Raw genomic sequence first — 21,594 nt, forward strand, 5'->3', positions numbered from 1 at the left:
AGACATATTGGTAAAAGCAAAAACAACACTTACCAAGGTAATTAACTTTCTCATAAGCACACTTTTTAAAATTAACATGGCATAAATATAGGAAAGAAAATATTAGCATCCAAATATTAGGATATATTTTTTATTAAATGGGTATAAAAAAACACGCTCATTAAATAAAAGGCATTCAAAATCACTATGAAAACAAAATATTTCATACTTTTGCTACAAACAAACAAGCCTTATGGAGAAAAAAACAGTATCTGTCGTAATGTGTACCTACAACGGAGAACGGTTTCTACGTGAACAAATGGATTCCATACTCGCGCAAACTTATCCTATCCACGAAATTATCATCAGTGACGACTGTTCCACAGACGGCACGATAGATATACTACGAGAATATGCTGCAAAACACACTTTTATCAAAATACACCAAAATGCACGAAATAAAGGATGCAACCAAAACTTTCATGACACATTCAAATTCGTATCCAAAGAAACAGACTATATAGCAATTTCCGACCAAGACGATATTTGGTTTCCAGAGAAAGTAGAAAAATTAGTACAATCAATAGAAAAGAAAAAAGGATACGACCTGTGCTTCTCTGACATTATATCTTCCCCAACCTGCTCTCATCAGCAAACCAAAGACTACCTCCCATTGCCTTTCACCGCAGAGTCTTTGTTTTTTAGAGACAATATACCGGGGCACGCCATGCTTATAAAAAGGACTTTTATCGAAAACCTGAAGCCCTGGGACGGTATGACATTCTATTATGATTGGTGGCTAGCCATGAACGCAGCCCTAACCGATAGCATCATAAAATGCGAAGAACCACTATCGTGGCATAGAGTACACCCAGCATCTGTGATAACTACCGTAGGAAAAAAGTTGTCCCAGTATAAGCCACATTCCCCTATAGCTCCTTATGTATATGGAACATACAACTTCTTCAAACTTAGAAATACAGAAAGTTTTAAATGTTTCTATAACAACATTCATGAACAAACATCTTCAACACGCCACCCCGTCTTACACAAGATAACCGAACTGTTCTATAGCCGTAACCCATTGAATCTTTTACAGCTTTGTTTCACTTGCATGAAACATCGCAAACAAATATATCCTCTTCCCCATAAGGATAAAGGATTGATTTTCATGATTCGTGGTTTTTTCTCCCCATTCATCTGCACTTATTATAATATACAATTCTACAATACGGTGACTGAACAAGATTTATAGTTTGACTAAAAGCGGAAACAAGAGTTTAAACTAAATTTCGTAAAAGCACATACCATCTAAAAAAGATGCCTTAAAGACTTGGGTGGACAAAAAAGTTTCCATATTTTTGCAAAAAAATGAATAATAACAAAAGGATAAAACAGAAATTGAGACAAAGCATTATCCGTTTTTCCTAAGAGCCCCACAATATGGACAATATGCAAAAAATACCTGTATTCTTTACTTTTGACGCTAATTACTTGCTAGCAGCAAAGGTTGCCATCCACTCCATGATGAAACATGCCTCACCGCAATATTGGTATGAATTATATGTATTCCATACGACCTTGTCCACCAAAGCCCAACAATCTTTACAGAACAGTCTAAAAGAATTTGCATATGCCGAATTACATTTCATTAATGTCACACAATACGATGAAAAAATTAAAAATTTCGGCACTAAAGCACATTACTCCAAAGAAATTTTCTATAAACTTATTGCAACTGATGTCCTTCCCCAATATGACAGAATTATATGTTCGGACGTGGACGTAGTTTTTACTGGTGATTTCTCTCCTGTGTTTTTTATGTTCCCAAATGAAAAGTTTTATTATGCCGGCGTAGGACCAATAGAAAATAGCCGTATGCCTTACTACCGGCAAGACTTCAGTACGGCTGAAATGGAAATACTTGAACATGAAATTGCTGCAGGATTCTTACTTATCAACCTCAAAGAATTGCGCAACGACCATAAACAAGAAGAAATTATCAATTTTTATGTCAACAACTATCCACGACTACGTTTACCGGAACAAGACTGCATTATTTTAACCTGTTGGCCCCACATCAAATATTTACCGATAGATTATAGCCTGCCTATCTCTTTCTATCGGTTAAACATGAACCAAAGAGATTTTTACCAAGGCAATACCGAATTTGCAGGAGACAAAGTCATTGCACTCGCTAAGTTTAATGAAGGATTGGCACATCCCGTACAAATTCATTATGCAGGTTTCGACAAACCATGGAATTGTTTCCGGCTCATCCGACGGAATGATTGGATAAAAGCTATGAAAGCTACCCCGGGAGGAATGGCATTATACCTCATATCGTTACCTCAGAATTTATTGATGCGAACTAAGCGATATAGCCTGAAACGATTCTTACGAAAAACTTATAAAAGAATAACCAACAGATGAATTTCTCCTCAAAAATCCCCATATTACGAAGTTTTGTCCGAGCTTATGCACTTACTAAATTCAAAAAAGAATGGCGCAAACGCAACAAGCAAAACCAAACCGTACCAATGAATATCTTTCCAATGGAATGTGTCGAAGTAGGCAACGGCACATACGGAGAGTTACATATCTTGAGCTATTTTCCCCCAATAGAAAAATTAACAATAGGGAACTATGTAGCATTAGCCTCAAACGTACATTTCATCTTAAGCGGCAATCATCAGACTGAAACGTTATTTACTTATCCCATACGCTCAACCCTTGAAGGCAAACACTGCCAAACAGACAGCCGTAGCAAAGGTCCTATCATAGTTGAAGATGAAGTTTGGATTGGTTACGGAGCTACAATACTATCCGGCGTTACGATTGGCAAAGGAAGCATCATAGCAGCCGGAGCAGTTGTGACACACGATATTCCTCCTTATGCAATTGTTGGAGGCAACCCGGCTCGGCTCATCCGTTACCGAGTAGCTGAAGAAATAATTCCAATTATCAAAAATGTCTGTTTAAATAAATTGTCTTCAACGCAAATAACCACGCTTATAGATGAGTTGTACCGTCCGCTAAAGACAAAAGAAGACGCATTACATATCATAAAATTAATTCAACATGGAACCCAACAATAATCCAAAAGTAAGGGTCATCGCCTTTTATTTACCGCAGTTCCATCCCACCCCGGAAAACGACAGATGGTGGGGCAAGGGATTTACGGAATGGACCAACGTGGGCAAAGCAAAACCTTTATTCAAAGGACATTACCAACCACGTGTACCAGCTGATTTAGGCTATTATGACCTTCGTTTGCCGGAAACACGTCAAGCCCAAGCCGACATGGCACGTGAATATGGCATAGAAGGTTTCTGTTACTGGCATTATTGGTTTGGAAATGGCAAGCAACTACTACAAAGGCCATTCAACGAAGTGCTAAACAGTGGGAAACCGGATTTCCCCTTTTGTCTGGCATGGGCAAACCATAGTTGGGAAGACAAACAGTTCAACAAAGACGGAGGACATAAAATGTTAATGGAACAACTCTATCCCGGGGATGAAGACTACATTGCACATTTCAATGCCGTGCTACCCGCTTTCCAAGACCCAAGATACATTCGCATACACGGAAATCCCATATTTGTAGTCTACTCTCCTAAAGAAATCCCCAATCCTCCCCACTTTATCGAACTGTGGCAAAAGCTTGCCTCCCAACACGGTTTCCGCATTCACTTTGTAGGACATACTTATAAAATAGAAGATTTGGTTCTTTTTCGCCAATGGGGATTTAATGCCAATGTTTTAATAAGGCTATTCGATGTATTCAAAAAGGATTTTTCTTTGTGGGAGCGCATAAATGCCAAGTTTCAACGTATTGCATTAAAAAGAGGACGGCATATTGAGTATAGCCGTGCTTCACAATACTTTCAAGGTCCTGAGGAACAAGCCAATGACTGTTATCCCACTCTCATTCCCAATTGGGATCACTCTCCCCGCTCAGGCAGAGCCGGACACATTCTCATCCGCTCTACCCCCGAGAAATTTAAAAAACATGCCCAGGCATCTTTCAACAACATATCACATAAAGCTATGGAAGACCGCATTGTTTTCCTCAAATCCTGGAATGAATGGGCTGAAGGCAATTATATGGAGCCCGACTTAAAATTTGGCAAAGGATATCTCAAAGCACTAAAAGAAGCTATTCAAGATGTATTTTATCATTAAAAACAAAGAACCCCCTCTATAAAAACATGAATAATCAAAAGCATAAACCATATTAAGCCATACATGGCCCAACGAAAACCCCAAAACGCCATGCCAATCACAGCCGAACGGTTTTCGATTCGGCTGTAAACTATTTGTCACCTTGCGGCAAACGAAAAAAGAACAAAAGTCAGCCGGATTACGCCCTCCTATACACCACATTCAAGAAGTTTTTGCAAAAAAGGGTTCGCATCCTTCATACTTTCTGTATATCAGCGTAATATGGTGAAATCTCTCCTGTAACATCCTTCACCAAGGCTTCACCTCCCTTTCACACAGAAGAGGCTTGTGCACAACAAAACAACCTGTAGAACAATTTATTAAGGTGAAACCTGTTGATTTTGTGCAAAAAAAATGGGCATAACCTATTTTAAACGGCTTACCCATCAATCGGACAAACACATTCACGTCATGAAAACGGAACAAGCTCATCCTGTCATAGTTTGGCAATCTCTTCTAATGACAAGCCTGTGTAAAGGCTTATTGTCCCTGCCGGAACAGATGAAGCCTTCATCTTCCGGGCTATGTCCAACCGTTCTTCTGCACGTCCTTTCTGTTCTGCGAAATCCAACGTGGCCAACTGGTCACGGTACACCTTGATGCTTTCGTCGTACTTCATTCGCTCTTCTTTCGACAAAGACGCGATGTCCACTATCTGCTCCAACTTCTCGAACACAGACTTACGAGCCTTGAAAGTCATGTTTTAACTTTCACAAAAATAAAGAAATATCCAATGCTCCAAGCATAAAAGCGGAAGACGAACACATAATTTATGTTAAGACTACATTGCCCAAGAAAAACTCCATAACCTATTTTGAAACAGCAAACTCATCAGCTCCTCCACGCCGTGGAAACAAAAAGAGTCCATCCTATTAGTCCACGTAATATAGGAGAGCATACGTATAGGGAAAAATGTAAAAATAAATATGGACTATCATATTTTTTGGGGGAGTAATTGCCTATTTCTCGGATATTTATGCTATTTTTGTAAACTAAATGCCGGGCAGGGCACTGAAGATGATTCTTGAATGGTTGGAACAGCACAAAGAAGAACTGATGGACAACTGGGAGAAAGCGCAAAAAGGCGACCCTTTGAAAAAAATAGAACCTTTAAAATAGGATACGGATATGTTTACAGAAGTAGTGAAAGCCGAATATGTGGACGGCTACCGCATTCGGCTATGGTTCAACAACCAAGTGACAAAAGTGGTGGACTTGCGCACCTCGTTAAAAGGCAAGGTGTTCGAGCCTCTGAAGGACTTGAACTTCTTCAAGCGGTTCACCGTAAAGTATAACACCATAGAATGGGAGAATGGGGCGGATTTCGCTCCCGAATACCTGCTGTCCTTACCGGAAGCATAAAACTCCCCAATGATAGTCTCCATTATTTTCTGCCTGCCATTCGCAAACAACCGCAAGAGGCAGGCAGATTCTCTTCCTAATCCGTCAAGACTGTTGTTCGCCACACGCAAAGCACAAAGAATGTTAATGCCGACAAGCCGAAACTTGCCGTAACAAATGATTTTTATATTACCGTTTATGGCAAGAGCCATACGTAGAATCAAACGCACATAAAAAAGGGAATTTCGGAACATGAAAATCTATTATTACCACACACGTCCCATAGAGGAAGCATTGGGGGAATGGGAAAAGCATCTGCACCCCGGACATATCCTGTACGGACTAACTCATTTTAACAAATATGGCATCACGCCGATACTCCACCCTTTCCGCCGTTTTTCATCCCGCCTCAAATTATCATTCTACAATTTCTTCGAGATTATACGATGCAAGGAAACGTATGATTTGTTATATGGAACTTCTTTTTATGGTTTAGAGCTTATCATATTTTGCCGCGCCTTGGGATTGTTCCGCAAGCCCATCGCCATTTGGCATCACCAAGCCGTAGTCCGCAACCCCAACCCAATAAAGGACATGATTTCGCGCTTCTATTACAAAGGCATCGACCAAATGTTCTTTTTCAGCCAAACCTTGATAAACGATTCACTGCAATCGGGCAAGGTCACTGCCGACCGGCTGCACCTGATACATTGGGGAGCCGACATTGATTTCTATGACTACCTGCGCCAGCATTTTCCTGCCACAGGCAACGGGAAGCAGGAAAGGGCATTCATCACCACTGGCAAAGAGCATCGTGACTTCGCCACATTACTCAAGGCATTTGCCGGGACAGGACTTCCCGTCGAAATCTTCACCACTCCGGATCCGGAATACCAAGCCCTGCTGAAAGCATACGAGGCATATTCCAATATACGGGTACATTTCACGGTAGGCATCCTCCCCCACATGCTGGCCACGGAAGTTTGCCGTTCAAGATTCGTTGTAATTTGTTGCCAGGACTTTCCTTACACCGTCGGACTGACCACTCTGGTCGAGGCTTTCGCGTTAGGGCTCCCCGTAATCTGTACCCGTAATCCCAAATTTGAAATGGACATAGAGAAAGAAAGGGCGGGAATCTACGTGGACTACAATGATGTGGAAGGATGGAAACAAGCCATTGCATACCTATATACCCACCCGGAAGAAGCCCGACAGATGGGACGTAACGGCCGTAATTTGGCTGAACGGGAATTTAATTTAGAACACTATACTTATGAATTATCCGTAATATTAAAAGATATGGCAAGAACGAAGGCGCACGACCGGTAAAAATCCGGCCTCCGCACGGCATGAAATCGAAAATAAAGCCTTATCTTTGCTTTCAGACTAACAGAAGGAGGAAAAGTCATGGAACAACAACGCAGGTTTTACCCCATCGGGATACAAACGTTTTCCGAACTAAGGAACAAACCATACTTATACATCGACAAGACGGAACACGTGTACCGCATCACGCATTCCGACTCCAAATACGTATTCCTCAGCCGTCCGCGCCGTTTCGGCAAGTCATTGCTCACCAGTACCCTGCAGGCCTATTTCGAAGGCAGGAAAGAACTGTTCAAAGGACTGGCCATCGAAAAGTGGGAAACGGAATGGACGGAATATCCCGTACTGCACTTCGACATGAGCATGGGCAAGCATTTGGACAAGGAAGGACTGGAACGCTACCTGTTGTGGCAACTGAAGACATTGGAAAGGAATTTCGGCATCGAATCTGACATCCCTGACACGAACACACGCCTTACAGACCTTATCCGCCGGGCCTGCGAACAGACGGGCCGGCAAGTGGCGGTACTCATCGACGAATACGACGCTCCCCTGCTCGACGTGGTGCATGAGGAAGAAGACCTGCCCATACTGCGCAACGTCATGCGGAACTTCTACAGTCCGCTAAAGGCCTGCGACCCCTACCTGCGGTTCGTCTTCCTCACCGGCATCACCAAATTCTCCCAACTGAGCATCTTTAGCGAGCTTAACAATATTGAGAATATCAGCATGCTGCCGGAATACGCCACCGTATGCGGCATCAGCGAGGAAGAAATACGGACGCAGATGGCAGCCGACCTTGAAATACTGGCCGGAAAGCTCGGCACTACCCCCGAAGAGGCCATGCGGCAACTCAAAGAGAATTACGACGGATACCATTTCACATGGCCCTCGCCCGACATTTATAATCCTTTCAGTCTGCTCATGGCTTTCTCCCAAGGCAAGTTAGGTTCTTACTGGTTCGGGAGCGGCACGCCCACCTACCTCATCGAAATGCTCAACAAGTTCAACGTGCCCCCTTCCAAAATCGGGGGCACCGAAGCCATGGCATCCGATTTCGACGCGCCCACCGAAAGGATGACAAGTATCGTCCCGCTCCTTTACCAAAGCGGATACATCACCATCAAAGACTATGACACAAACTTCGACGCTTACACCCTCGACATTCCCAATAAGGAAGTCCGGATCGGACTGATGAGAAGCCTCATCCCTTATTACATCACCCCCGACAGCCTGTCCACCAATTCCATGGTGATTCGCATGGCTAGGACAATGGCGCGCGACGACATGGACTGCATGCTGCAACTCCTCCAAACGTTCCTCTCCACCATACCCTACTGCGAACGGACTGACACCGAGGGGCATTACCAACAAGTGCTCTACATCATCTTCAGCCTCCTCGGTTACTATGCGGATGTGGAAGTGCGCACTCCCAAAGGCAGGGTGGATGTCGTGTTGCGCACCCCAACCACGCTCTACCTCATCGAGGCCAAACTCAACCGGACGGCAAAAGCAGCCATGCAGCAAATCAACCTCAAAAACTATCCCGAACGCTTCGCCTTATGCGGGCTGCCCGTGGTCAAGGTCGGCATCAACTTCGACCTCGAACGGAAGACATTGGGCGACTGGGCTATCGAAACGCAGCAAATCCAATAAGACATGGACACAGCACCGATATTATTATTCGTCTACAACCGCCCCGCACACACCCGGCAAGCCTTAGAGGCATTGTCGCGCAACACGCTGTCTGCGGACAGCGACCTGTTCATCTACTCCGATGCCGCACGTTCGGAGGCCGACCGCGCAGCCGTGGAAGAAGTGAGGCACATCGTAAGGGAAGCCAAAGGCTTCCGGCAAGTACACGTCACGGAACGGGAACAGAACTGGGGGCTGGCAAGGAACATCATAAACGGTGTCACCACAATGGTCAACCGGTACGGGCGGGTCATCGTATTGGAAGATGACTTGGTCGTGGCTCCGCATTTCCTCCAATTCATGAACGACGCACTGGACGTTTACGCCGATGTCCCCCAAGTAGGACACATACAAGCCTGCGACTTTACCAATGACCCGAGTTTGCCTGACACGTTCCTTATCAAATGGACCGGAAGTTGGGGGTGGGCCACTTGGAAACGCGCCTGGCAGTTCTTTAATCCCGACGGGAAAGCCTTATTGGAAGAACTCGAACGGAAGAAACTGACCTACACATTCGACTTTAACGGAAAATACGGATATACCCGCATGCTCCGCCGACAAACCGAAGGAAAGAATAACTCTTGGGCCATCAGATGGAATGCCTCTTTATTCCTCAATGGCATCCTGTCGCTCAATGTGGGAAAATCACTTGTACAAAACACCGGGTTCGACGGTAGCGGGACGAATTGCGGTGGCGGAAACCTATACCAGTCCGGACTTTACATGGAGCCATTGCCGGTGGTAAAGATAGAACCGATAGAGGAATGCGCCGAGGCAAGGAAAGCCTACTCGCGTTATTATGCCAAGACCAATTCATTTACGGCCAAAGCCATAAGACGGCTCAAACGGACATTAAAGGGGGATTTCGGCGCATAAGGCCATGCCTCCAGAAGAAACGAATGAAAAGCGTATGAGAGTACTCATTATCAACACATCCGAAAACATAGGAGGGGCGGCCATCGCAGCCAACCGCCTCATGGAAGCCCTGAAAAACAACGGGGTAAAAGCCAAAATGCTAGTGCGCGACAAACGGACGGACCAGATTACGGTGGCTAGCCTGCCCCAGTCCCCCCTGCTGAAAGCCAAATTCGTATGGGAACGCGTCTGCATCTGGAAAGCCAACCGGTTCAAGAAGCACAACCTGTTCCAAGTGGACTTGGCCAACACCGGTACGGACATCACCGCATTGCCGGAATTCAAGGAAGCCGATGTCATCCACCTGCATTGGATCAACCAAGGCTTCCTTTCCCTGAAAGACATACGCCGCATCATAGACAGCGGCAAACCCATCGTGTGGACGATGCACGACCAATGGCCGTTTACCGGCATCTGCCATTACAGCGGGGAGTGCACGAAATACCAGACCGAATGCCACCACTGTCCCCTGCTCCTGCACGGGGGCGGCACGCACGACCTCTCGGCCAAGGTGTTCCGGCGGAAGCGACAGATGCTGCGCGGGGCACATATCATTTTCGTGGCTTGCAGCCGGTGGTTGGAAGGACTGGCACGCCAAAGCGCACTCCTGGTCGGGCAAGAGGTCGCCTCCATCCCCAATACCATCAATGCCAACATCTTCCATCCGATGGAACAGGTCAAGGTGCGCCTGCAATGCAACCTGCCCATCGACAAGAAGCTGCTGCTTTTCGGTTCGCTCAAGGCCACCGACCCGCGCAAGGGCATAGATTACCTGATGGAAGCCTGCCGCATATTGAAAGAAAAGCATCCCGAATTGGCCGCACGCGTCGGCATCGTGGTGGTCGGCAACCGTGCCGACCAAATCCGTGCGCTCTTCCCGTTCCCGGTCTATGCCATCGACTACGTAAGCGACGAAAAACAAATGGCACGCCTGTATAATGCAGTGGACGCATACGTCACGCCTTCGTTGGAAGACAACCTGCCCAATACCATCGTGGAGGCCCTGTCCTGCGGGATACCTTGCGTAGGATTCAACGTCGGAGGCATACCGGAAATGATAGACCACCGTAGAAACGGTTACCTGGCCGAAGCACGGAACGCCGAAGACCTGGCCGAAGGCATACATTTCACACTGGAAACCGCCCCGTGGGAGGAACTGTCCGCCCACGCCGTACACTCGGCCTTGGCCCACTACGGCGAAACCAACGTGGCTTCCAAATATATAGCCATTTACAAACGCGCATCCGAGAAAAGATAAAACCCACCCCACACAAAAAAACATGAACAAAACCCCTTTCCCCACCGTAACCATTGCCACTGTCACCTATAATGCGGAAAAGACGCTGCCATGCACCTTGGAAAGCGTGGCCGCCCAGACTTACCCCCACATCGAGCACCTGATTATCGACGGATGTTCCAAAGACCAGACCATGGCACTGATCCACCGATACGTGGATGCCAATACGGGTAAGACGTGCCCGCATGACATCCGGGTGATCCGCGAACCGGACAAGGGACTTTACGACGCGATGAACAAGGCCCTGGAACATGCCACCGGCGACTATATCGTCTTCCTGAACGCCGGAGACCGGTTGCACGGCCCCGACACCTTACAACAGGTTTTCGGCCATATAGGCCGGAACACTTCCCGCCCCGCCATCCTCTACGGCGAAACGGATTGGGTAGACGGGCAAGGACGCTTCATCCGCCACCGCCGCCTGCAAGCACCGAAACAACTGACCTGGAAAAAGTTCCGACACGGCATGTTGGTTTGCCACCAATCGTTTTATGTACGAACGGATTTGGCCCGGCAGGAACTTTACGACCTGAGCTTTCGCTTTTCTGCCGACTACGACTGGTGCATACGTTTGTTGAAACGGGCGGAACGTCTCAAACAACCGATATATAACACAAGGCTTATCCTTACCGATTACCTGAGTGAAGGACTGACCACACAGCACCATCAGGAATCACTGCGGGAACGTTTCCGCATCATGGCCTCACACTTCGGTTGGACGACTACCCTCATCCAACACGGTCGGTTCGTTATCCGGGCCGCCCTGAAAAGATAAGGATAGATGCCAACCTTACATTTTATGACGTATTTGTAATAGTACGCCCCGGCTCTTGATTGTATTTTTGTGCATTCATTCATAAATTATCATCAACGCATGAAAAATACAATCGCATTTTCTTTATTGTGCTGCAACTTGGCTTTCATGCCGCTCACAGCACAGCAAATGACAGCGTTTGAGAAAGTAGGACAAGGGGAAGAATCCGTACAGGAGTTTTTCCCGGGAGAACACCGGGCTCGCCCTGTCATGGGAGCTTACACGGACAGCGAACGCATGGGACTGTTTTCGGGAGGGCAGGATTTGGGCGGCTCCTCGGGATGGTACACGGACACACGTTGGGGCGACTTGGGAGACGGGACGTTTGCCAATCCCGTATTGAACGGTGACTACTCAGACCCTGATGTCATCCGCGTGGGACACAAATACTACATGACGTGCTCGGAGTTCCACTTCATGGGCATGAACATATTGGAGTCCGACGACATGGTAAACTGGAAAATCATAGGCCGCATCTACGACCGGATGGATTTGGACGGCTACTCGGGCATGGACAAATACGGCAATGGCAGTTGGGCACCGGCCTTGCGCTACCACGACGGCAAATTCTGGATGTACGTATGCACGCCGAACGAAGGACTGTTCATGAGCACGGCCACCAATCCGGCAGGGCCATGGACTCCGCTCTACCAAGTGAAGAAAGTGTCAGGATGGGAAGACCCGTGCCCGTTGTGGGACGAGGACGGGCAAGCCTACATCGGACGGAGCCAGTTGGGCGGAGGCCCCATCATCATCCATAAGATGAGCGCGGACGGCAAGACATTGCTCGATGAGGGACGGAAAGTGTACGAGGGTCCTGTGGCAGAAGGCACGAAACTGTTCAAAAAAGACGGATATTACTATATCAGCATCCCGGAAGGCGGTGTCAGCACAGGATGGCAGACCGTGATGCGCTCCAAAAACATCTACGGCCCTTACGAACAGAAGCGCGTACTGGAAATGGGTTCGACCAAAGTGAACGGCCCGCATCAGGGTGCCTTGGTCGACACGCCCGAGGGGGAATGGTGGTTCTACCACTTCCAGTCCACCGAGCCGCAGGGACGCGTGGTACACCTCCAACCCGTCGTCTGGAAGGACGGATTCCCTGAAATGGGTACGGACTACGACAAGAACGGCATCGGCGAACCCATGAAAATCTGCCGCAAGCCCTCCACCGGCGTGGAAACAAAAGCCTATGCCCCACAATCCAGCGACGACTTCGAAGCTACGGAGTTGGGGTTGCAATGGCAGTTCAACCATAACCCGCACGACGGATACTGGTCGCTGACGGAAAAACCGGGCTGGCTGGCCATCAAATCGCAAAAGGCGGAGAAGCTGCGCACGGCCTTCAACCAGTTTACGCAAAAGACCATGGGATACAAAGGCGTGGTCACCGTAAAAATAGACTTCGCGCAACTGACGCCCGGCGGACGGGCCGGCATAGAATGCATCGGCAACAAATTCGTGGGCGGCGGTGTCATCATGGAAGACAAGGACGGAACAGCCACTCCCCGGCTTTACATGGAAAAGGACGGGACGGCCCAAACGACCTCCTTCAACATATCTTCGGTCATGGACAAAGGCATCTATATCCGGTTGGAAATCGACGCAGTGAACAACAAGCATAAATTCTATTACAGCGTGGACAACGAAACCTTCATTGAATTCGGCGACACGTTCGAATCCGGTTCCGGCGACTGGAAAGGCAGCCGCATCGGCCTGTACAGCTACAACACGCAGGAGACCTCCGGCACAGCTTATTTCGACGAATTCACCTATTTGTTCGACGGTCCCGGCGGGCTTGCGTCCCACACTTCAAAATAAAAAGACATGCAAAAGAAACTATTTACCGGCATCCTGGCCTTATTGGCTTGGATGCCCGCCACAGCGCACGTATGGGATGAACTGGCCATCCTGGCACGCCCTAACGACAAAGGCACATTCACGTTGGAAAAATACAGCTTCCTGCAACCCACCACTTACACGAATGCCGTGTTTCTCGATTTCGACAATGACGAGAACCTCGACTTGCTCATCATGGGACAGGGAGGAGACTGGAACATCAGCGGAGACACCAAGTTCGTCACGCTCTACCGCAACTTGGGTGCCGATGAAGACTTCCGTTTTGAACGCGTACCGGATGCCGGTTTCCTGCAACGCCGCGACGAAGGTTTCTACAATCCGGTTTCCACGGGGGATTTCAACCATGACGGCTACACAGATGTCGTCATCATGAGCTACCAAAACGGACGGCACATCGATTTGTACCTCAACGACAAGGGCACGGGACGCTTCATCCGTCAGGAAATCGACTTTGAAGCCGCCACCAACGGTTCGGTCATGTTCGGAGACTTGAACAACGACGGCTGGCTGGATATCGAGTACTCCGGCTACAGTGACAAGACTTCCACGGCCTTGAAAACCTACATCAACCAACAAAACGGAAGCTTTGCCGACCTCACGCCCGACAACCTCACCGGAGCATTCCAAGGACAATCCACCTTGGCAGACATCAACGGAGACGGGACATTGGACATCATCAGCACCGGAAACGGTGACAACTGGGTCTGTCTGGCTCCTATCTATTATAATACGACAGACGGTTCCGGACATCTGTCTTTCCGCCATGTCCCGGAAACGGAAAGCGGCATTCTCGGCGTAAGCCGTGCCAATCCTCTCGTGGCGGATTTCAATGCAGACGGACGGATGGACATGATTATCAATGGTGAACCGAGCGACGGCAGCGGATTCCGTAACCGGATTTATTACCAGAACGAGGAAGGAAAGTTCACCATGGACACCTCCTACCCCATCGTTCCCGTGAACCAGGATGGAGGCATCAACATGGGGGACTGGAACGGGGACGGCAACATGGACATCATCGTGGGCGGCTACATCGGGACACGCGACGCCGACGCACCGACCTGCTACTCCTCTCCGTTGCGCGTCTACGAGAACAAACCGGAAAAGAACGGGTTGAAAGGCAACACTTTCCCGGATGCCCCGGGCGACGTATCGGCAGAAATGCAAGGTGTCGAACTGGTCATCCGTTGGGAAGACGGTTCGGACAACGAATCGCCTGCCTCGGCCTTGCGTTATAACTTGTTCGTCCGGAACGAAACGACCGGAGAAACGTACTGCCTCATCCCCGCAAACCGGAAAACCGGAAAGCTCAAAACAGGCACGGACTTGCAAACCTCACTGTCCTCCCGGGTCAAAACCTACCGCATCAAACCGTTCGGAGACGGGAAATATACCGTAGGCGTACAGACCCTGGACCAGTCGTATGCCGGAAGCACTTTCCGGACATGCACCTTGGAAGTCAGCACCGGGATAGCGTCCGCATCCCTTTCCGGGCAGTTCAAAACTATCAAGAACGGACACAACATAGAAGTGAAAAGCCCGTTACACGAACAAGTGAAAATCTACGGCACGGACGGATGCCTCGTCGCGCACGGAACCACAAACGAGACAATAGTTCTTCCGGCACACGGCACTTTTCTGGTTTCGGCAGGGACGTACAAAGAAAAAGTCTTATTCTAAGAAACAAACATTATGGACCACAATGCTACAAGAGCGGGAACCACCCGCATCGTATTCCTCGATTACCTGCGTGTCCTGGCCTGCCTGATGGTCATCGCCACGCATTGTTGCGAACCGTTCTACATCGGAGCAGACGGCATCTGGCAATGCGCTTCGGAAAACGACCGTATATGGGTCAGCCTCATCGACAGTGCCATGAGAGGGGCCGTGCCGTTGTTCATCATGACTTCATCCTACCTGCTGCTCCCCCTGAAGGATGACAACACGACTTTCTTCAAACGGCGTTTCGTCAGGGTGTTCGTCCCCTTTGCCGTATGGTCGTGCATCTACGCCTTCTGGCCTGTCCTGATGGGACAGATGGCCGCGTCGGAACTTCCCATGCGCCTGCTCCATCCCATCTGGAACTTCAACGGCGACAGCGGACACCTGTGGTACATTTACATGCTCATCGGCCTGTACCTGTTCATGCCCGTCCTCTCTCCTTGGCTCAAACAAACTAGCCAAAAAGCAGAATTGGCTTTCCTCACCGTATGGTTCGTATCGTCTCTCTTTCCTTATTTAAAAGAAATCGGGGCAGGTGACTTGTTCGGTGAATGCTATTGGAACGAGTTCCACAGTTTCTGGTATTTTTCCGGTTTCATCGGCTATCTGGTCTTGGCACATTACATCCGCCACCACCTGCACTGGAATGCCTCGCGAAGCCTCAGCGCCGGCCTGATTTGTTTCCTTGTGGGTTATGCCGTCACTGCCATTCCGTTCTACTACCGCTCGTTCACCCATGAAATGGTACGGGAAGTGGAACTGACTTGGCTGTATTGTACTCCCAACGTCATCCTGATGACTTTCGGTGTTTTTATGATGTGCAAAGCCATCCCCCAACAGAAAGCCCCGTATTACGGCCTCGTCAACCGTTTGTCGCGCCTAAGCTACGGCGTTTACCTGCTGCACATCATCGTACTCTACTCCGTCTTCTTCGACCTGCTCAAGGGATGGGAACTAAGCACCCCGGTCTTCATCCTGACGCTTACCATCTGCACCTTCACGCTGAGCAACCTCATTACATGGCTGCTGTCCAAGCTTCCTTTCGGAAAATACCTTGTAGGATAAAGCATCCTGTCCATAAGAAAATCAAAGGAGATGTAACATCGCGCTACATCTCCTTTTTTTAATCCTTTCAATGTTGTCCAATAGAGTTTTTACGAAAACATTGTTTATAAAATCCTGAAAACAATCTTCTCCTTAAACCAAATACCTATTAAACCAATCATTAACCTAATCTCAATATTAACTAACTGCACTGCAAAGAAAGGAAAGATTTAGGAGATTACATAGAAAAAATGATGCAAAAAATAGAAAAAATACGCATTTTAGCATAAGATGATGTAAATTAAACATTTAGCTGATGTATTTAAAACCTAAATCAATCCCCTCTCATCCCTCAATGAACCATAGCTTTTGCTAACAACACCTGCCCTTCTTGAAGGCAGGCACGCAACAGCAGCAGGCCTTTCACCGGAGATAATGCCACGCAAGCATTATACACCCCCCGTACATTCTGGGATTTCAGCAACCGCCCCTGAAGGTCGAAAACATCTATTTTCCTCAACGGAGCCGAAGCATCTATATTCACTTCCAGTCCACCGTTGCTCCCGGAAAGGACGTGCACGTCCAACCGGACATCTTTACCTTCCTCCGACGTGGCATCCGCAATCCCTGAACCGGGCTTCTTATGGAAACGGAACACTTTCACATCCTTGGCCGGCACCTTGTAAGAAAGTTCCTCACCGTCCACAAGCACCGTTTCTCCGCTCCACAGTTCCTTCACCGCATCAAAATCGCCCCCGGCGATTTCGAGGTCGGACAACGGGATGCTACCGGCAGACTCCTTGTCGGTGTAATTAAAGACCGCCACATACAGGTATTCCTCCGTATGATGCATAAAGCAGGTTTCTGCCGCATCAGCATTCCCGTTATGCTCTTTATGGCCATACACAGGCATGAACGAGCGTCCTAAATCGGCCATCTCATTAACGTCCTTGTTCATCATGATTTCTTGCGCACGGGCACGCGACAAAGGCGCATCCCCATTTCCCGAATCATCGTTCAAGGCGAAATTGTCGGCCACCATCATCATTCCGGTTACCGCCCCGCTCGTGAAACGGGCGCGGTTCTCTCCCAACGTGCAGTTTTTAGGACTTCCCCAGCCCCCGCTGCCGACCATGACCAAGTGATCCGGGTCATTATACTGATAAAGCAAGTCGGTCCACCAACCGCCGGAAATGGCATTCATGCAATATTCCGTTTGGCCGATATCAGCCCATGTGTCACACCCCACGCGACGGGAATTTCCATAATGATAAGGGAAAAGGGGAGAAATGGAGAAAGAAAGGAACATCGGCTCGTCTCCCTCATCGACTACTTTCGTCAGGTAGCTCAACCCGTTATTATAGGCTTCCATAGCCGTCGTCACGCCTTTGGCATAATAAGAATCGGCCTGCACCATGCCATGACTGGTGAAATCCAGTTTCAGGAACCGGAATCCTTGTTTCTTCATTTCCTGAAGACGGGTAGAAATCCATGCTTTCGTACCTGGATGGGTCGGATCCAGGCACATGGCTCCTCCCAGACTGTAAGGCTCACCGTTCACTTTCAGGAAACAGTCCTCTGCCGTGTACTGGGTGCTTCCCATCTTGTCGCCCCATCCCCACCACCAGGAGAACGGGGTGAAATACAACCCTACCGTCTGGCCGTTTTCTCCGCCTTCCTTGCACAACTTTATCCTCTCATCGGTTGACAGATTGTCCCAAGAGTCTATGCCGATTATCTGCATGCCTTGGCTGTTCACGAAACCATTAGGCTTCAAGACCTCATGATAATAATCCGCAATCTCCACATCCGCATCGAAAGAATTCTTTTTTTCCAGTACGCCCCAACTTTGCCAACCGAAAGGCGTGCCCTTGTCCCACGTATCACGCATCGGCCGGACCATCGTATTGGCACGGGCAAAAGTCTCCATGCCCGCCCGCCAATCGTCTGCAAAACCGACAAACATACGGGCTGATGATATTTTAGGCCCTTTCAGCTTACCGTGAGGCAAGACGTCCCGCGTCTCCGACGTAGAAGCACCGGAATAGACTTTCAGGACATTGACCCGGCCATTGTCCGAAGCTTCCACCGATATGGCATTCTTCCAATGGTCATGGTCTACCGCACCGATTACCATCCCCTCCTTGGTTTCTCCATTGAACCAGGCCGCCACTTCGTAGGAAGTCATCGAAGTGTCCATCTTATACTTATTGTAACGTGTCCACCCGTCATTGTCGAAGGGCACTTTAAGCATACGGTTGTCTTCACTTTCGGAGAAGAGGACATACATCTGGTTGACCGACACCGGAGCCAGATAATTGGAACGTATAGCCTCGTCCCCCTCTATGGACAAGTCTGTAATTAAAAAGTCGTTTTCTTCATATACACAAAACCGCTGCACCATCTGCACGTCGTCCCCGTTCTCCGGACGGGTAAAAGTAAAGGTGTAGCAAGTCCCTGCCCCGAACTCGTCATTCACTTGCTCCTCGGTCTGTCTTATATCGGCAAAAGATGCAGGCGTCACGGTGCGCGACTCCCCCGCCACATTGTCGTAGACCGCCTCTGAAGCGGAACGTGTGAAAAGACATTTCCGGGCCGAACCGTCCTCGTTTAAAACATTCACACGGAAAGCGTGGTCGTTTTCGATATAGGATATTTTCCACAAACCGTCCACAATCACAATATCCTCCGCATGCCCTTGCGTGAAACATCCACCTGCACCCATCAGTACAGACAAGCTAAGAATAGGCTTTAATAAAGTATTTCTCATATCTATAAAGTTTATTAATTGCGTTCAACCGGTCTCTTCGATTTTAATCGGAATAGAGAGAAAAAACGTCCCGGCTATTTTCACAAACGACCGGAACGCACAATCTAAACTAATCTAATGTTAATCAAAAGAAACTATTTTTATTACTTCACGATCTTCACCGCTTTATGGTTTACCTTAACGACGAACACGCCTCTGCCATTTACCGTAATAGGAGCATTGGTCATGCCCGTAGCCACCTCGGCGCCTTGCATGTTGTAGATGGCTACCGCAGCAGACTCCGAACTGTTCACCGTGATGACATCGCCTTCGACGGCAACCTTCACGCCGGCCTGCTTCTCCGGAGCTTGGATACTGGCCTCATACCCATCTGTCACGGTCACTTCCGTCGTCGTGAAACCACTGGCCAAATAAGCATAGTTCACCGCCTGCACACCCACGGTATAGCTGCCGGCCGGCAATTTCTCGAACATATAGAAGCACGAACCCTCATCCATGGAATAGTTTACGGCATACGCACCGAACATGCTATAAGCCAACTGCTTGCCGGTTTCCGTATTGGCCGGGACCAACATACGGACGACACCGGTCTCATTGTTGCGGATATACACATTGTGGACTGCCACATTGCCATTGCTCAAATAAGCAGCAGGCCATTTTACCATTACCTGACCTTTTTCGGCAGCCTCAGCCGTCACTTCAGCAGGCGCATCAGGACAAACCGGCTCATAATCGGTTTCATTGTAACTGATGATAAAGTTATCCGTACCGCCTTCATAACCTCCGGCCATGATGTCCAACTTGCCATCGTTGTCCACATCGCCGAAATTGCCCGGGATCGGATCTGAATCATCCCATATCCACGTGAAGCCTCCGAAAATGTCGTTACTCCAATAACCCAAGTCGTAAGAAGTATAAAGGCCTACGCTTCCACCTTCACTCACTTCAAAGACTCGACACCAATCCCATTTGTTGCCATCGGGTTTCAACGCATCCGAATATCCACGATGATATAAATCAGGAACATCGTCACCATTGAAATCGGCATAGAAGAATCCACGGTTCCCGGCATCCGTCATGCCCACCATAGGCACTGTCTCTTCAACGAAACTGAACACGCTGCCCTCAGTCGGAGTGTTGATAAGGCAGAAAGTCTCATGAATGTCGCCTCTCTTCTTTCCGCTAATCCAAAGATCCATCAAACCGTCCTGATTGTAGTCCGTGGCCATCATCACCGTATTAACCGACCCCCAAACCTTAAATACATCTACTAATGTCCCGGTAGCCTCGAATCCCAAATTAGCCAAAACGTCTTGGGCAACCGGAATCAACTGATCTGTCACATCCTTGAACGTACCATCTTTTTGGTTATGGTAGAAACGAATTTCATCTTCCCCGGGTTCTGTTCCGACATCTCCCATGTCTGTACCATCCGCATATCCGGAAACCACGATGTCCAACCACCCGTCATTGTCCATATCGAAAAAGACCACGGAACCATGGCTCAAAGGCTTGGCTTTCATGGTGGGCTGATCCTTGAAATACACGCTCTTAACAGGGTCACCCGTCTCCGGGTCTTCGCCGGCACCGCTTTCTTCCCACAGCCCGTGACGGTTTACTTCCACATCGAAAGGCAATGCTTCGAACACGTTCATTTCTTCAAAACGTTCGCCGTTTACGTTACGGAGCAACTTCACAAAACGTCCGTCGTATGCATTGCCGGTTATCAAAAGGTCCACATAGCCGTCTTTGTCATAATCGCCCGTTACGACCGAAGTATAAGCGTTGTCTTCATTAAAGCGGTTGTAATCGCCTTTCTTCGGATTCTCAGAGAATTTAATGGAGCTAAGCGCTTCGTCTTCCACCACTTCAAATTTACCGTTCCCTAAATTCTTTACCAATATATACCCCTGAAGGTCACCTACTTTTCCGGGATGGAGAATCAGATAGTCCACCAAACCGTCGGCATTGAAATCAATGGGTTGCGACCCGACACTCCAAGCCGTCTGGGGCAAACCGTTCTGTGTGCCGACATAAATCTCATTTTTCGTCACAATCGTATCATTCACCGGCTTCCCTTCCTCATCTACCACCGGTATGATTTCATCTATAATCTTATTGCCTTCGCCGTCCAATACGAAATCACCGTTTTCATCCGTTTTCCATATCGTATCGGTCTTCTGTACGATGGTCGAATCCAACTGAATTTCCATTATGGGTTCAAAATCGGCCTGAAACGTCCGTTCCCCCAATCCCTTGGCAAACACGGTACGGGTTTGCCAACTATACGATTGACGCTGGCCGTCCAACCATAAATCATTGATTCCGTCATTGTCGAAATCACCTATTTTGGGAGTACACATACTGTTTGCCCAACCATAGGTTTCCCTAAACGTCATATCACGCGTGAACGTAATCGGATTATTCTGGGCCTGCACTTCTAAAACAGAAGCCAACAAAGCCGCACTGAACAACGTTGTTTTCAAAGTCATTTTTCTCATAATTATTATTTTTAGAAATTAAACATCATATTACTTCACTATCTTGACAACTTTTTGGTTTGCCTTTACGATAAACACGCCTCTGCCATTTACCGTAATAGGA

General features: G+C 48.2%; 16 protein-coding genes and 1 pseudogene. 14 read left to right on the forward strand and 3 right to left on the reverse strand.

What is annotated here, in order from left to right; genetic code table 11:
- The first annotated feature begins 232 nt into the window (after positions 1-232).
- The 4 genes from HMPREF9442_RS16700 to HMPREF9442_RS06025 all read left to right on the forward strand — a co-directional run bounded on the left by HMPREF9442_RS16700 (position 233) and on the right by HMPREF9442_RS06025 (position 4,164).
- Positions 233-1,234, forward strand: a complete 1,002-nt coding sequence (locus tag HMPREF9442_RS16700) for a glycosyltransferase (RefSeq protein WP_008626442.1) — start codon at positions 233-235, stop codon at positions 1,232-1,234.
- 188 nt (positions 1,235-1,422) lie between these two features.
- A complete protein-coding gene (locus tag HMPREF9442_RS06015) occupies positions 1,423-2,412 on the forward strand; it encodes a glycosyltransferase family 8 protein (protein WP_008626445.1) in 990 nt (329 codons plus the stop codon).
- Positions 2,409-3,077, forward strand: coding sequence for a CatB-related O-acetyltransferase (locus HMPREF9442_RS06020; RefSeq protein ID WP_008626447.1), 669 nt, complete (start codon positions 2,409-2,411; stop codon positions 3,075-3,077). The genes HMPREF9442_RS06015 and HMPREF9442_RS06020 overlap by 4 nt, the downstream gene beginning before the upstream one ends.
- The gene (locus HMPREF9442_RS06025; protein ID WP_008626448.1) at positions 3,061-4,164 is read left to right on the forward strand and encodes a glycosyltransferase WbsX family protein; all 1,104 of its coding nucleotides are present in this window, start codon (positions 3,061-3,063) and stop codon (positions 4,162-4,164) included. The genes HMPREF9442_RS06020 and HMPREF9442_RS06025 overlap by 17 nt, the downstream gene beginning before the upstream one ends.
- 475 nt (positions 4,165-4,639) lie before the next feature.
- On the opposite strand, the pseudogene HMPREF9442_RS06030 reads toward HMPREF9442_RS06025, so the two are convergent.
- Positions 4,640-4,903, reverse strand: a pseudogene (locus HMPREF9442_RS06030) (Rpn family recombination-promoting nuclease/putative transposase); the annotation flags it as partial.
- Positions 4,904-5,199: 296 nt separating this feature from the next.
- Here HMPREF9442_RS06030 and HMPREF9442_RS15700 point away from each other — a divergent pair.
- From HMPREF9442_RS15700 to HMPREF9442_RS06075, 10 genes are all read left to right on the forward strand, one after another.
- Entirely contained in the window at positions 5,200-5,322 is a 123-nt protein-coding gene (locus tag HMPREF9442_RS15700) for a DUF4160 domain-containing protein (protein ID WP_008626456.1), read from the forward strand.
- A gap of 9 nt (positions 5,323-5,331) precedes the next feature.
- Complete coding sequence (locus tag HMPREF9442_RS06035; RefSeq protein ID WP_008626457.1) at positions 5,332-5,565, forward strand: DUF2442 domain-containing protein; 234 nt, start codon at positions 5,332-5,334, stop codon at positions 5,563-5,565.
- Positions 5,566-5,796: 231 nt separating this feature from the next.
- Positions 5,797-6,873 (forward strand): glycosyltransferase family 4 protein, encoded by a 1,077-nt coding sequence (locus tag HMPREF9442_RS06040; protein WP_008626458.1) that lies wholly within the window; start codon positions 5,797-5,799, stop codon positions 6,871-6,873.
- Positions 6,874-6,951: 78 nt separating this feature from the next.
- On the forward strand, positions 6,952-8,526 hold the full coding sequence (locus HMPREF9442_RS06045) for an ATP-binding protein (protein ID WP_008626459.1): 1,575 nt from the start codon (positions 6,952-6,954) through the stop codon (positions 8,524-8,526).
- 3 nt (positions 8,527-8,529) lie between these two features.
- Positions 8,530-9,441: a glycosyltransferase gene (locus HMPREF9442_RS06050; RefSeq protein ID WP_008626460.1), complete on the forward strand. Its 912-nt coding sequence runs from the start codon at positions 8,530-8,532 to the stop codon at positions 9,439-9,441.
- 34 nt (positions 9,442-9,475) lie between these two features.
- Positions 9,476-10,738 (forward strand): glycosyltransferase family 4 protein, encoded by a 1,263-nt coding sequence (locus tag HMPREF9442_RS06055; RefSeq protein ID WP_040602730.1) that lies wholly within the window; start codon positions 9,476-9,478, stop codon positions 10,736-10,738.
- Positions 10,739-10,760: 22 nt separating this feature from the next.
- Positions 10,761-11,552 carry a glycosyltransferase family 2 protein gene (locus HMPREF9442_RS06060; RefSeq protein ID WP_008626472.1) on the forward strand — a complete coding sequence of 264 codons (792 nt, stop codon included), beginning with the start codon at positions 10,761-10,763 and terminating at the stop codon, positions 11,550-11,552.
- A gap of 99 nt (positions 11,553-11,651) precedes the next feature.
- Positions 11,652-13,415: a glycoside hydrolase family 43 protein gene (locus HMPREF9442_RS06065; protein ID WP_436197882.1), complete on the forward strand. Its 1,764-nt coding sequence runs from the start codon at positions 11,652-11,654 to the stop codon at positions 13,413-13,415.
- Between the two features lie 6 nt (positions 13,416-13,421).
- Entirely contained in the window at positions 13,422-15,134 is a 1,713-nt protein-coding gene (locus tag HMPREF9442_RS06070; protein ID WP_008626474.1) for an FG-GAP repeat domain-containing protein, read from the forward strand.
- 12 nt (positions 15,135-15,146) lie between these two features.
- Complete coding sequence (locus tag HMPREF9442_RS06075) at positions 15,147-16,241, forward strand: acyltransferase (protein ID WP_008626475.1); 1,095 nt, start codon at positions 15,147-15,149, stop codon at positions 16,239-16,241.
- 331 nt (positions 16,242-16,572) lie between these two features.
- Here the strand turns inward: HMPREF9442_RS06075 and HMPREF9442_RS06080 are convergent, their stop codons facing one another.
- Entirely contained in the window at positions 16,573-18,990 is a 2,418-nt protein-coding gene (locus tag HMPREF9442_RS06080) for an alpha-galactosidase (RefSeq protein WP_253271041.1), read from the reverse strand.
- Between the two features lie 143 nt (positions 18,991-19,133).
- Positions 19,134-21,491 (reverse strand): FG-GAP repeat domain-containing protein, encoded by a 2,358-nt coding sequence (locus HMPREF9442_RS06085; RefSeq protein ID WP_008626477.1) that lies wholly within the window; start codon positions 21,489-21,491, stop codon positions 19,134-19,136.
- Positions 21,492-21,594: the final 103 nt, after the last annotated feature.

It is taken from the genome of Paraprevotella xylaniphila YIT 11841 (genome assembly GCF_000205165.1).
In the GTDB taxonomy this organism is placed as follows: Bacteria; Bacteroidota; Bacteroidia; order Bacteroidales; family Bacteroidaceae; genus Paraprevotella; species Paraprevotella xylaniphila.